Annotated in this window: 11 protein-coding genes; 6 read left to right on the top strand and 5 right to left on the bottom strand. The window is 64.6% G+C overall.

Annotation, left to right across the window (positions count from 1 at the left end; all coding sequences use genetic code 11):
• Nucleotides 1-55: 55 nt before the first annotated feature.
• Genes coaE through FJ940_RS02365 form a run of 4 tightly spaced genes read right to left on the bottom strand, consistent with a single transcriptional unit; the run spans nucleotide 56 to nucleotide 2,947 of the window.
• Entirely contained in the window at nucleotides 56-637 is a 582-nt protein-coding gene (gene coaE / locus FJ940_RS02380) for a dephospho-CoA kinase (protein WP_140559166.1), read from the bottom strand.
• Nucleotides 634-1,476 (bottom strand): shikimate dehydrogenase, encoded by an 843-nt coding sequence (locus tag FJ940_RS02375; RefSeq protein ID WP_140655093.1) that lies wholly within the window; start codon nucleotides 1,474-1,476, stop codon nucleotides 634-636. Before FJ940_RS02375 ends, coaE begins: the two co-directional genes overlap by 4 nt.
• A complete protein-coding gene (locus FJ940_RS02370) occupies nucleotides 1,469-2,068 on the bottom strand; it encodes a Maf-like protein (RefSeq protein WP_140491900.1) in 600 nt (199 codons plus the stop codon). Before FJ940_RS02370 ends, FJ940_RS02375 begins: the two co-directional genes overlap by 8 nt.
• Before the next feature lie 57 nt (nucleotides 2,069-2,125).
• Entirely contained in the window at nucleotides 2,126-2,947 is an 822-nt protein-coding gene (locus tag FJ940_RS02365; RefSeq protein WP_140491905.1) for a pyruvate, water dikinase regulatory protein, read from the bottom strand.
• Nucleotides 2,948-3,350: 403 nt separating this feature from the next.
• On the opposite strand from FJ940_RS02365, the gene hemE reads away from it, so the two are divergent.
• The 3 genes from hemE to rho all read left to right on the top strand — a co-directional run bounded on the left by hemE (nucleotide 3,351) and on the right by rho (nucleotide 6,358).
• On the top strand, nucleotides 3,351-4,382 hold the full coding sequence (hemE, locus tag FJ940_RS02360) for a uroporphyrinogen decarboxylase (RefSeq protein WP_140655090.1): 1,032 nt from the start codon (nucleotides 3,351-3,353) through the stop codon (nucleotides 4,380-4,382).
• A complete protein-coding gene (gene hemJ / locus FJ940_RS02355) occupies nucleotides 4,382-4,918 on the top strand; it encodes a protoporphyrinogen oxidase HemJ (RefSeq protein ID WP_140554734.1) in 537 nt (178 codons plus the stop codon). Before hemE ends, hemJ begins: the two co-directional genes overlap by 1 nt.
• 174 nt (nucleotides 4,919-5,092) lie before the next feature.
• Nucleotides 5,093-6,358 carry a transcription termination factor Rho gene (gene rho, locus FJ940_RS02350; protein ID WP_140491913.1) on the top strand — a complete coding sequence of 422 codons (1,266 nt, stop codon included), beginning with the start codon at nucleotides 5,093-5,095 and terminating at the stop codon, nucleotides 6,356-6,358.
• 183 nt (nucleotides 6,359-6,541) lie between these two features.
• Here rho and FJ940_RS02345 read toward each other — a convergent pair whose 3' ends face one another.
• Nucleotides 6,542-8,563, bottom strand: a complete 2,022-nt coding sequence (locus FJ940_RS02345) for a thioredoxin domain-containing protein (protein ID WP_140655088.1) — start codon at nucleotides 8,561-8,563, stop codon at nucleotides 6,542-6,544.
• A gap of 64 nt (nucleotides 8,564-8,627) precedes the next feature.
• On the opposite strand from FJ940_RS02345, the gene mnmE reads away from it, so the two are divergent.
• From mnmE to rsmG, 3 genes are all read left to right on the top strand, one after another.
• Nucleotides 8,628-9,959, top strand: a complete 1,332-nt coding sequence (mnmE, locus tag FJ940_RS02340) for a tRNA uridine-5-carboxymethylaminomethyl(34) synthesis GTPase MnmE (protein ID WP_140655085.1) — start codon at nucleotides 8,628-8,630, stop codon at nucleotides 9,957-9,959.
• A gap of 520 nt (nucleotides 9,960-10,479) precedes the next feature.
• Nucleotides 10,480-12,360, top strand: a complete 1,881-nt coding sequence (mnmG, locus tag FJ940_RS02335) for a tRNA uridine-5-carboxymethylaminomethyl(34) synthesis enzyme MnmG (RefSeq protein ID WP_140655082.1) — start codon at nucleotides 10,480-10,482, stop codon at nucleotides 12,358-12,360.
• A complete protein-coding gene (gene rsmG, locus FJ940_RS02330; RefSeq protein WP_140655079.1) occupies nucleotides 12,357-12,989 on the top strand; it encodes a 16S rRNA (guanine(527)-N(7))-methyltransferase RsmG in 633 nt (210 codons plus the stop codon). Before mnmG ends, rsmG begins: the two co-directional genes overlap by 4 nt.
• The last annotated feature ends 20 nt before the right edge of the window (nucleotides 12,990-13,009 follow it).

The raw sequence follows: 13,009 nt of genomic DNA, 5'->3' as shown, positions 1-13,009 counted from the left end.
TGGGCAATGACTTTTTTCCTTCTCCCCCTGTGGGAGAAGGAAAAGAGGCGCCGATCTAACCTCTCAAATCCGCGATGATAGCTTTGACCTCAGCCCGCGCGGCATCCAGGCCCTGGCTGGTATCGATGACGAAGTCGGCCTGGCGGCGCTTTTGCGCATCCGGCACCTGGCTGGCCAGGATGGAGGCGAGTTTCTCTTCGCTCATGCCGGGCCGCGCCAGCACGCGCTGGCGCTGGACTTCGGCCGGCGCGGTGACGACGACGACCTTGTCGACGCGGTCGCGGCCGCCGGTTTCGAACAGGAGCGGAATGTCGAGGACGGCAAGCGGCGCGCCGGCGGCGCGGTTGCGCGCCAGGAACGCGTCGGCGTCGGCGCGCACCAGCGGATGGATGATCGCTTCCAGCCTTTTCAGCGCGGCCGCATCGCCAAGCACCCGAGCGCCGAGCTTTGCCCGGTCGACGCCTCCGGCGCCGGTGGTTCCTGGAAACGCGGCCTCGACCAGGGGGGCTGCCTTGCCGGCATAGAGGCGATGCACCGTCTCGTCGGAATCGTGGACCGGGATGCCGGCCTCGGCAAACATTTTCGCGGTGGTCGACTTGCCCATGCCGATCGAACCGGTGAGGCCGAGCACGATCATGGTTTTGGCGCCAGATCGGCTTCGACGAGCGCGCGCAATTCGGGTGTGACCTGGGGCCGCACGCCGAACCAGCGCTCGAAACCCGGCACCGCCTGGTTGAGCAGCATGCCGAGGCCGTCCACCGTCTTCAGCTTGCGCGCGCTTGCCGCCGCAAGCAGCGGCGTCTCGAGCGGCACATAGACGATATCGGTGACGATCGCGTGGTCCGGCAAAAGGGCCGGGTCGGCGGCCAGACCCTCATTGCCTTGCATGCCGAGCGCCGTGGTGTTGATGAGCAGGCCGGCATCGGCAAGCAGTTCACCGGTCGCCGCCATACCATGCGCCGAGACACCGGCGCCGAACCGGTCGCGCAATTCCACCGCCCGGGCAAGCGTGCGGTTGACGATGCGGATATCGCGGATGCCGCGCTGCTTCAGCGCGTGGATGACGGCGCGCGAGGCGCCGCCGGCGCCGAGCACCACCGCCGGGCCAATGGACGCCCAACCCGGCGCATGATCGTCGAGATTGGCGGCGAAGCCATGGCTGTCGGTGTTGCCGCCCCACAATTGGCCGCCCTCCAGCCACAGCGTGTTGACGGCGCCGATCTGCTGGGCTGCCTCATCACGGCGCTCGATCAGGGCGAACGCCGCCTCCTTGTGCGGGATGGTGACGTTGCCGCCGAGATAGCCGTTCGCTTGCAATGTGCTCAGGAATTCGGCGAAATCCTGCGGCGCGACATCGATCGCCTGGTAGCTGCCGTCGATGCCGTATCTGGCCAGCCAGTGGCCGTGGATCTTCGGCGAGCGCGAATGCTTGATCGGGTGACCGGTGACGAAGGCCTTTTTGGTCGCCTCAGCCATCGATCGCTCCCAGCGTGCGCAGTTCGGCCAGCAGCGGCAGCAGCGGCAGGCCGACAATGGTGAAGTGGTCGCCCTCGATCTTCTCGAAGAGCTGGATGCCTTCGCCTTCGACCTGGTAGGCGCCGACGCTCGACAGCGCCCTTGAGCCGACGCGCGCCAGGTGGCGGCCGATGAAGGCCGGATCGAGCTTGCGCATGGTGAGGCTGGCGATGCCGACATGGCGCCACAGCACCTCGCCGTCGCGGACCAGGACCGCGGCGCTGTTGAGCTGATGGGTCCTTCCCGACAGCGCCAGCAGATGGCGGCGCGCCCCTTCCATGTCGGCCGGCTTGTGGAACACCTCGTCGCCGAGCGACAGCGTCTGGTCGCAGCCGAGCACCAACGCGCCGGGCCTGCGCTCGCTTACTTCGGTGGCCTTGGCTTCGGCCAGCACCAGCGCGACATCCTCGGGCGAGGCGCCGCTGCCTTGCAGGGGCGCCTCGAGCGCGCGCTCGTCGACATCAGGCGCAACCGCCTCGACGTCGATGCCGGCACCGAGGAGCATCGTCTTGCGGAACGGACTGCCGGAGGCGAGGATGATTTTTTCGGTCATGCTGGTTCACCCAGGGTTGGCGTTCCATCGCGCACCCCTCACTTCTCTCATCTGCACCTACCGCGTCTTCCCCCGCAGGGCAACGATTGCCGCCGCCGTCTCCTCGATCGAGCGGCGGCTGACGTCGATCATCGGCCAGCCATGGCGGGTACAGATCTGGCGGGCATAGGCGAGCTCCTCATTGATGGCGGCGCGGTCGACATAGTCGCCTGGCACATAGGCGCTGCTGTTGCCGAGGATGCGGTTCTGGCGGACATGCGAGATGCGTTCGGCGGTGGCGACAAGGCCGACGATCAGCGGCGTCCTGGCGTTGACCAGGCTTTCGGGCACCGGCACGCCGAGCACGATCGGAATGTTGGCGGTCTTGATGCCCCTGTTGGCGAGATAGATGCTGGTCGGCGTCTTGGACGTGCGCGAAATGCCGACCAGCACGATGTCGGCATCGTCCATATTGGCCGGCAACTGGCCGTCATCATGTTCCATGGTGAAGTTGAGTGCGTCGATGCGGCGGAAATATTCGGCATCGAGGACGTGCTGGGCGCCGACGCGGCGGCCGGCCGGCGTGCCCAGATAGGACTGGAAGACGGTGAGCACCGGCTCCAGCACGGAGACGCAGGGCAGGCCCATGGCGGCGCAGCGCTCGTCGATGCCGCGCGCCAGCTTCTGGTCGACGACGGTGTAGAGAATGATGCCCGGCTCCTCCTCGATGTCCTCGAACACTTTGGCCACCTGTTTTTCGGTTCGGATGAGCGGGTAGATGTGCTCGATGGCGCGCGCATCCTTGTATTGCGCCGAAGCCGCGCGGCCGGCCGCGAGCAGCGTTTCGCCGGTGGCGTCGGAGATCAGGTGCAGGTGGAAGAAGCTCTGGGGTTTGTTCACAGGGTTTACCTAGGGCTGTGGGCGGATGTGGATAAAGCAGGGTTCGGAAAACCCGCCGGCCGGAGCGACTGTATCAGATGCCGGTTTGTCCACAATTCGATGCGCTGTAGGCTTCGTCGGGCGGCTGGGGACAAGTCCGTGGACGGAGATTTCTGCCTTTTGTCCGTCCACAGGACGTACCTGCAGGATCGCTGCTCTAGCGTGTTGAGTCCAATGGAAGATTCCGGCTCGTCCCCAGAACCCTGCAAGGGGCGATTGGAAATGCGCGACAATATGCTTGCTGGTGTTTTGACGGCCAAAGCGGGACAGGTGACAACCACCACAACCAACAGACTCTTAGAATCAGAAGATTCTTTAAAATAAGATATTTGATTAAAGGGAAGCCGGGAGAGGCGAGCGCTCTATGCCTGCAAGACGGATCATGCTGGACGTGCTGAAGGGTGGGACAGTGTTTCCGCCGCCGCTCTGGATGATGCGCCAGGCCGGGCGCTATCTGCCGGAATACCGCGAGACGCGCCGACGCGCAGGTTCATTCCTCGACCTCTGCTATGATCCCGACCTTGCCTTCGAGGTGACCATGCAGCCGATCGAGCGCTTCGGCTTCGACGCTTCGATCCTGTTCTCCGACATCCTTGTCGTTCCGCATGCGCTTGGCCGCGACGTACGCTTCGAAGAGGGGCGAGGGCCGCTGCTGACGCCGATCACGGCGGCTGAAATCGCGGCCGTGGACAGCACGATGTTTCACGTGAATCTCGAACCGGTCTACGAGACGGTTCGCCGGTTGCGGGCGAAACTGCCCGATGAAACCACCCTGATCGGCTTCTGCGGCGCGCCGTGGACGGTGGCGACCTACATGATCGCCGGGCACGGCACGCCGGACCAGGCGCCGGCGCGGCTGTTCGCCTATCGGGAGCCGACGGCGTTTCGTCGGCTGCTCAAGGTGCTGACCGATCATTCGGCCGCCTATCTCATCAGGCAGATCGAGGCCGGTGCCGATGTGGTGCAGATATTCGATTCCTGGTCCGGCGTGCTCGACGATGCTTGTTTCGAGCTGTTCTGCGTCGAGCCGGTGGCCGAGATCGTGAGGCAGGTTCGGGCGGTCCATCCCGATGTGCCGATCATCGGTTTTCCCAAGGGCGCCGGCGCGCGCTACCGGAGCTATCGCGAGAAGACCGGCGTTACGGGGCTGGGGATCGACTGGACGGTGCCGCTGGAAACAGCGAAGGCGTTGCAGCGGGAAGGGGCCGTCCAGGGCAATCTCGATCCGCTGCGGCTGGTCGCCGGCGGCAAGGCGCTGGCCGACGGCGTCAGCGCGATCCTGGAGAGCCTGGGAAGCGGACCGTTGATCTTCAATCTTGGCCACGGCATCCCCCCGGAAACGCCCGTGGCGCATGTCGAGGCGATGGTGAAACTGGTGAGGAGCGCGACACGCTGATGGCCGGGATGAGCAACACCAACAGCACGGGCCAGGCGATGATGCGCATGGTGATCGGCATCGCGGCCCTGGTCGTGCTCACCGCGCTGCTGTTTCTGGCGGCCCCAGACGGCTTCTATCTCTGGGCCAAGGCGATCCACGTTCTTGCCGTCATCTCGTGGATGGCGGGCATGCTCTATCTGCCGCGGCTGCTGGTCTATCACGCCGATGCCGAGAAGGGTTCGGTGCAGTCGGAGACTTTCAAGGTGATGGAGCGCCGGCTGCTGCGCGGCATCATCAACCCGGCGATGATCGTCACCTGGGTGTTCGGCCTGTGGCTGGCCTGGAAAGGTTTTGGTTTCCAGGGTGGCTGGCTGCACGGCAAGATCGCGCTGGTGCTGGTTCTGTCCGGCATCCACGGCTATCTGGCCGGCGCGGTGCGAAAATTCGCCGAGGATCGTAACGAAAAACCCGCGAGGCACTGGCGGATCGTCAACGAGGTCCCCACATTGCTGATGATCGCTATCGTGATCCTGGTCGTCGTCAAGCCGTTCTGAACCTTCGGACCTCTCTCACGACCTGCTAAAAGGCGGCTTGCTCTTTCAGCCGGCCGACGATAAAAGACGGGTCTTCCTTCCCGTCATGCGCCGCCCTTCATTGCTTTTGGCCGCGCCCGGCATTTATCGCATCCCGCCGATTTCCTCCCAAAAGCCTACCCAGAGTCTATCCTAATGCAAGAAATGAAACTCACCGAGTTCAAGAACAAGAAACCGCCAGAGCTGATCGCCTATGCCGAATCGCTCGAGGTGGAGAACGCCAGCGTCATGCGCAAGCAGGAGCTGATGTTCGCAATCCTCAAGAAGCTGGCCGCCCAGGACATCGAGATCATCGGCGACGGCGTGGTCGAAGTCTTGCAGGACGGTTTCGGTTTTCTGCGCTCGGCCAACGCCAATTATCTGCCGGGTCCCGACGACATTTATATTTCGCCCTCGCAGATCCGACGCTTTTCGCTCAAGACCGGCGATACGGTCGAGGGGCCGATCCGCAGTCCGAAAGAGGGCGAGCGCTATTTCGCGCTGCTCAAGGTCAACACGATCAATTTCGACGATCCCGAAAAGATCCGCCACAAGATCCACTTCGACAATCTGACGCCGCTCTATCCGACCAAGCGGCTGAAGATGGAGATCGACAACCCGACCTCCAAAGATATCTCGCCGCGCGTGATCGACCTGGTGGCGCCGATCGGCAAGGGCCAACGCGCGTTGATCAACGCGCAGCCGCGTACCGGCAAGACGGTTCTCATGCAGAACATCGCCCACTCGATTACCGCCAACCATCCGGAATGCTACCTGATCGTGCTTCTGATCGACGAGCGGCCGGAGGAAGTGACAGACATGCAGCGCTCGGTGAAGGGCGAGGTGATCTCCTCGACCTTCGACGAGCCGGCGGTGCGCCACGTGCAGGTCGCCGAGATGGTCATCGAGAAAGCCAAGCGGCTGGTCGAGCATGGCCGCGACGTCGTCATCCTGCTCGATTCGATCACCCGCCTCGGGCGCGCCTACAACACCGTGGTGCCGTCTTCCGGCAAGGTGCTGACCGGAGGCGTCGACGCCAATGCGCTGCAGCGGCCGAAGCGTTTCTTCGGTGCTGCCCGCAACATCGAGGAAGGCGGTTCGCTGACCATCATTGCCACCGCGCTGATCGACACCGGCAGCCGCATGGATGAAGTCATCTTCGAAGAGTTCAAGGGCACCGGCAACTGCGAAATCCAGCTCGACCGCAAGGTGGCCGACAAGCGCATCTACCCGGCCATGGACATTCTGAAGTCGGGTACCCGCAAGGAAGACCTGCTCGTGCCGCGCGCTGACCTGCAGAAGATCTTCGTGCTGCGCCGCATCCTGGCGCCGATGGGAACCACCGACGCGATCGAGTTCCTCATCGACAAGCTGAAGCAGACCAAGACCAATGCGGACTTCTTCGATTCAATGAATACGTAGTTCGCAGAGCGAGCTCCACTTCTTCGTCATCCTCGGGCTTGACCCGAGGATCCATGCCATGGCCTCTCCCAAAGAGCGCGGCGGACTGGATCTCCACCTGTTGCAGCGCTCGAAAGTCACGGCATGGATCCTAGGGTCTCCGCGACGGAGCTTCGCTCCTGCTTCGCCCTAGGATGACGAACTCTATGGTCTTCGTCGCAACAACCCTTCCAATTCATCCGGATCGCTCACCGCCGGCAAGCACACCTGCCCCGTGCACAGCCACGCGCCCGGCCTGTCGGCGGGAGGCAGGATCCCGCTTGGCAACAGCGGTCGATTCGCCTGCGTACCGACTGACACGACGATATCCACCCGACGCGGATCGGGATTGCGATTCGCTACCGGAACGAGCGTTGGATTTGTCAAATCGTCCACAAGCACCAGCTTTAGCGGCTCTATGGCGAGCGCCGAGGCGTTGACGATGCCGGCCTGGCCATAGGCCTGGTGCGCCGCGCGGCCGGCGGCATGTTCGGCGACTTTCGTCGCTTTCTCCTGCAGGTCGAGATCGCCGGTCAGCGCGGCGAGCCGGACCAGCGCCTCGATGACCTGACCGGTGGCCGACGCAATAGCCTCGTCGACATCGCCCCTGATGCGGATCGGCACGTCGATGCTGTCGGATGCCGTGAGATAATAGCCGGTGCCGTCGGCATCGGCGTGCCAGCGGTCGAGCTGCTCGACGAATTGCCGGGCCCGATCGGCGTAGCTCCAGTCGCCGGTGGCTTCGAACAGGGCGATCGCCGCATTGGTCATCGACGCATAGTCGCTCGACAGCGCCGGGAACAGTTTCTTGGCGCCGAGCATGGAATGCGGCAGCCGTCCGCCCTCGGCGGAGGAGGCGATATGGTCGAATGCGGCCATGGCCGCGTCGATCCAGTCTTGCCGCGCCAGCGAGCGGCCGGCCTCGGCGAGTGCTGAGATCATCTGGCCGTTCCAGTCGGCGAGGACCTTGCCGTCGCGGCCGGGCCTGACGCGCCGTTCACGGACCGCCAGCAGCCTTGCCTTGAGAACGGTCAGAAGCGGTTGCTCGGCAATGCCTTGCCCCTGCTGGGCCGGCGTCTGGTGGACAACGGGCTTGCCTTCCCAGCCGGGTGGGCTGGAGAGTGTGAAGTGATTGAAAAACAACGGTGAATCGTCGCCGAGCGCGGCCTCGATCTCTGCCCGGCTCCAGGTGTAGAAAAGGCCCTCCTCGCCCTCGCTGTCGGCATCCAGACTGGCGGCGAAGGCGCCGCCATCGACGCGCATCTCACGCAGCAGCCAGTCGACGGTCTCCTCGATTCGGACCCGGAACAAATCCTTTCCGCCCGCGGCATGGGCCCAGTTGCAAAAACGGATGAGCTGCGCGTTGTCGTAGAGCATCTTTTCGAAATGCGGCACCAGCCATTGCGCGTCCGTGGAATAGCGGCTGAGCCCGCCGCCGACGTGATCGTAGATGCCGCCGGCCAGCATCCGTTCGAGGCTCAGGAGGACATCGTCGCGGTGACCGGCATTGCCGTCGCGCCGCCACGACAGCCACAGTGTCTGCATGAATGGCGCATTGGGGAATTTCGGCGCGCCGCGCAGGCCGCCGAGATCCTTGTCGATCATGCCGTCTATGCCTCTGGCGAGCGCGGCAAGCGTGTCGCGGTCGAGCGCGGTGCGGGCATGCGCGCCGGCGAGCCGGGTCTCGACATGCGAAGTCAGCCCGTCGGCGCTCTGGTTGAGGCTTGCCCTCTTCTCGCGCCACGCCTTGTCGACCGCCTCCATCACCTGGATGAAGCCCGCGCGGCCGTAGCGCGGTTCGCGCGGGAAATAGGTGCCGCCCCAGAAGGGCTTGCCGTCCGGCGTCAGGAACATGGTCAGCGGCCAGCCGCCCTGCTCGCCCATCGAGGACAGCGCCGCCATGTAGATCTGGTCGATGTCGGGGCGCTCCTCGCGGTCGACCTTGATATTGACGAACAGACGGTTCATGACGGCGGCGACGTCGTCATTCTCAAAGCTTTCATGGGCCATGACGTGGCACCAGTGGCAGGCGGCATAGCCGATCGACAGCAGGATCGGCCGATCCAGCGCCCTCGCCTCGTCAAGCGACGCCGGCGACCAGGCCCGCCAATGCACCGGATTGCCGCTGTGCTGCTGCAAATAGGGGCTGGCTTCGTCGGCAAGCAGATTTTGCGCAGGCAGTGTCACGATGAGCGGTCCGGCGAAACAGGGGTTGGATAGTGAAGCTAGGGCGGTCCAACAAGGCGGGCAAATGATTTCGGCCGACACCATCGTCGCGCTTTCCAGCGGCCGCCTGCCGGCCGGCGTCGCCGTCATCCGCATTTCGGGGCCAAAGACTCGATTCGTTGTCGAAACGATCGCCGGCGGTATGGTTAAGGGCCGCGTGGCCAGCCTGCGCGAGCTGCGGGCGCCCGATGGCGGCGTGCTCGACAGTGGCCTGGTGATCTTTTTCCCCGGCCCCGGCAGCTTCACCGGCGAGGACGTGGCGGAATTCCAGGTGCATGGCGGCCGCGCGGTGGTGGCGAGGCTGTTGGAGACGATCGCCGGTTTCGAAGGCGTCAGGCACGCCGAAGCGGGCGAGTTCACGCGCCGGGCCTTCCTCAATGGCAAGGTCGATTTGGTAAGGACGGAAGCGCTGGCCGATCTGGTCAACGCCGAGACCGAGGCGCAGCGGCGCTTCGCGGTGCAGAATGCCGAGGGCGCGCAGGCCGAGCTTTATCTGAGCTGGCGGCGGCGGCTGATCCATGCGCGCGCCATGATCGAGGCCGAGATCGACTTTGCCGACGAAGACGACATTTCCGGTTCCGTTTCGGATACGGTCTGGTCTGATGTTTCGGCGATGATCGGGGAGATTGAGCGCCACATTGCCGGGTTTCGTGCCGGCGAAATCATCCGCGACGGGTTCGAGGTTGTTATCCTCGGCGCCCCGAATGCCGGCAAGTCGAGCCTGTTCAACGCCTTGGCGCGGCGCGATGCAGCTATTGTAACGGATGAGCCGGGCACGACGCGGGACCTGCTCGAGATCGTGCTCGACCTCGAAGGCCTGCGGGTCAGGCTGACCGACACCGCAGGCCTGCGCGATGCCGCCGGCAAGGTGGAAGCGATCGGCATCGAGAAGGCGCGAGCCAAGGCGCATGGCGCCGACCTCTTGCTCATCCTCGAGGATATGGCCGACCCGCATCCCGTTGCTCTTCAACGCGAGGGAATCGCGACCTTGCGCGTGGGCACCAAGCTCGATTTGGTGCAGGAAAGAGCCCCCGCCGGGCTTACAGGCGGTTATGATCGCGTCATTTCGACCAAAGACGGGACGGGCGTGACGGAACTGCTGGCCGAAATCGCCAGGCTCGCGGCCGCGCAGGTCGGCAAAGCGGGCGACATCCTGCCCTCACGGCTTCGCCATGTCGAGTTGCTAGGCGAAGCCAACCGCTTCCTATTGCGCGCGGCCGAGAGCCCGGACGCCGGCCAGGAACTGCGCGCTGAGGATCTCCGGCTGGCCGCCGACCGGCTCGGACGGATCGTCGGCACCGTCGATGTCGAGGACATGCTGGATGTGATTTTTTCACAGTTCTGCATCGGGAAATGATTCACGTGGAACATCGTGGCCGTCGAGCCTCCCTTCTCCCCGTCACTATACGGGGAGAAGGTGCCGGCAGGCAGGTGAGGGGCAGCGCTGACCTCGGCTTTATCATGAAGCGCCCGGCCGATGACTCACGTGAAACAGGAGGGCTCTCCGACCCGACGTTGTTTCACGTGAAACGGCTGCGCCGAGCCAATCGCCAGCGTCGGCGCTGCCCCTCACCTGCCTGCCGGCATCCTCTCCCCGTAAAGTGACGGGGAGAGGGGTGCTGTCATCGCCGGCTTGGCCAATTGCTAACGTTGCAAGAATGGGCGCCGGCGTTGCGGCCGATTCCCTTCTCCCCGTCACTATAGAGAAAAGGTGCCGGCAGGCGGATGAGGGTCGGCGCCGACCTTAGCGCTTGACTCACGTGAAACACGCAACGAGGCTCGCCGTCCTGTTTCACGTGAAACTCCCGCGAAGTTTCTTGACACCGTCCCGCTGCGGGGACATCTCTCCACCAAACTTCGGATCCAGGACGTTTGAAATGACCGATCACTATGATGTGGTTGTGGTGGGTGGCGGCCATGCGGGCAGCGAGGCGGCCAGCGCGGCTGCGCGTGCGGGCGCCAGGACAGCGCTGGTGACGCTGCGTTTCGACACGATCGGCGTGATGTCCTGCAATCCGGCCATTGGCGGGCTCGGCAAGGGCCATCTGGTGCGCGAGATCGACGCCATGGACGGGCTGATGGGCCGGGTGGCGGACGCGGCCGGCATCCAGTTTCGCCTGCTCAACCGGCGCAAGGGGCCGGCCGTGCGCGGCCCGCGCACCCAGGCCGACCGGAAACTTTACCGGCTCGCCATGCAGGAAGCGATCCGGCAGCAGAACGGTCTCGATGTGATCGAGGGCGAGGTGCTCGACTTCGACATCGACGATTCGGGATGCCTGCGCGCCGTTCTCCTGGCCGATGGCCGGCGCCTTGCCAGCGGCGCGGTGGTCCTGACCACCGGAACCTTCCTACGCGGGCTGATCCATATCGGCGAGAAGAAGATTGTCGCCGGCCGCATGAACGAACAAGCGAGCCTAGGGCTGTCGGCGACGATGAGCCGCGCAGGCTTCAAGCTCGGCCGGCTGAAGACCGGCACGCCGCCGCGCCTCGACGGGCGCACCATCGACTGGGCGTCGCTGGAACGCCAGGCGGCGGATGACGAACCGGTGCCGTTCTCGCTGCTGACCGACCGCATCGAGACGCCGCAGATCGAATGCGGCATCACGCGCACGACCGCGGCCACGCATGAACTGATCCGCGCCAATCTCGGGCGCTCGGCCATGTATTCGGGCTCGATCGAAGGCGTCGGGCCGCGCTACTGTCCGTCGATCGAAGACAAGATCGTCAAGTTCGGCGACCGCGAAGGCCACCAGATTTTTCTCGAGCCGGAAGGCCTGGACGACGACACGGTCTATCCCAACGGCATCTCGACCTCGCTGCCGGAGGAGGTTCAGCTCGAAATCTTGAAGACCATCCCGGGGCTGGACCGAGCGGTGATGCTGCAGCCCGGTTATGCCATCGAATATGACCATGTCGACCCGCGCGAGCTCCATCCGACGCTGGAGACAAAGCGCGTCGGCGGCCTGTTCCTCGCCGGGCAGATCAACGGCACGACCGGCTATGAGGAGGCCGCCGCGCAAGGCCTGCTCGCGGGCCTCAATGCCGCAAGGCGGGCGTCGGGCAGCGAGCAGGTCGTGCTCAGCCGCACCGAAGCCTATATCGGCGTCATGGTCGACGATCTGACCAGCCGCGGCATCAGCGAGCCTTACCGCATGTTCACCTCGCGCGCCGAATTCCGGCTTTCGCTGCGCGCCGACAATGCCGACGAGCGGCTGACGCCGCTGGCTGCAAGGCTGGGTATAGCGTCAGCCCGGCGGATGCAGCGGTTCGGCGAGGTGGAGCAGCGCCTCGCCGAAGCGCGCCGGCTGGCGCTCGGCGTAAAGCTGACACCCAACGAGGCGGCGCGCCACGGGCTGGAGGTCAATCGCGACGGCGTGCGCAGATCCGCCTATGAACTGCTCGCCTATCCCGGCGTCGACGTGGCCTGGCTGGCCCGAATCGATGGGAATTTCGGGACGATCGACGCCAGGACGGCGGAGCGCCTCGAAACGGAAGCGAAATATTCAGTCTATCTCGATCGCCAGAAGAGCGACGTCGCCCAGATCCGGCACGAGGAAAGCCGGCTCATCCCCGAGGCGCTCGACTTCGCCGAGGTGCCGGGACTGTCGAACGAGCTGAAGCAGAAGATGCATGCGCGGCGGCCGCGTTCGATTGCCGACGCGCAGCGCATGGAGGGTATGACGCCGGCGGCGCTGGCCATCATCGTCGCTCATATCAGGCATTCCGAGAGCGCCGGCGCGCAAAGGGACGTCGCGTGAGCGCTGCTTCCTGGGAGAGCCTGCGCAACGCTGCCGGTCCGGTTTCACGTGAAACATTCGATCGCCTGGTGGCGTTCGAAGAGATGTTCCAGAAATGGAACCGCAGCATCAATCTCGTCGCGCAGTCGACAGCAGGCGATGTCTGGCATCGCCACATACTGGACAGCGCGCAGCTCTGGCGAATCGAGGACAAAGCGCGGCGATGGGTCGATATCGGCTCGGGCGGCGGATTTCCGGGACTGGTGCTGGCGTTCCTGCTTGCCGAGCGTGACGGCGCCAGCATCGACCTGGTCGAAAGCAATCGCAAGAAAGCGGGATTCCTGCAAGCCGTCGTCGGCCAGTTCGGCCTGCCGGCGCGTGTCGTGGCGCGCCGCATCGACGAGAGCCATGCGCTTGTCGCGGCACCGGAAATCGTCACGGCGCGGGCGCTGGCGCCGCTTTCGACCTTGCTTGAGCTGGCGGGGCCGTGGCTGACATCAGGCGCGCGCGGGCTGTTCCACAAAGGCCGGGATTACCGCGCCGAAGTGCAAGAAAGCGTTAACCGCTGGAGCTTCGATCTGGTAGAACATCCAAGCATGACCGACCCTGGCGGCGTCATCCTTGAACTGTCCAATGTGCGACCTGTCTGAACAAAGACCTGTCCGAATCC

The organism is Mesorhizobium sp. B2-3-7 (assembly GCF_006442695.1).
GTDB lineage: Bacteria > Pseudomonadota > Alphaproteobacteria > Rhizobiales > Rhizobiaceae > Mesorhizobium.
The sequence above is the reverse complement of the archived record's forward strand: the minus strand, read 5'-3'. Positions and strand labels throughout refer to the sequence as shown.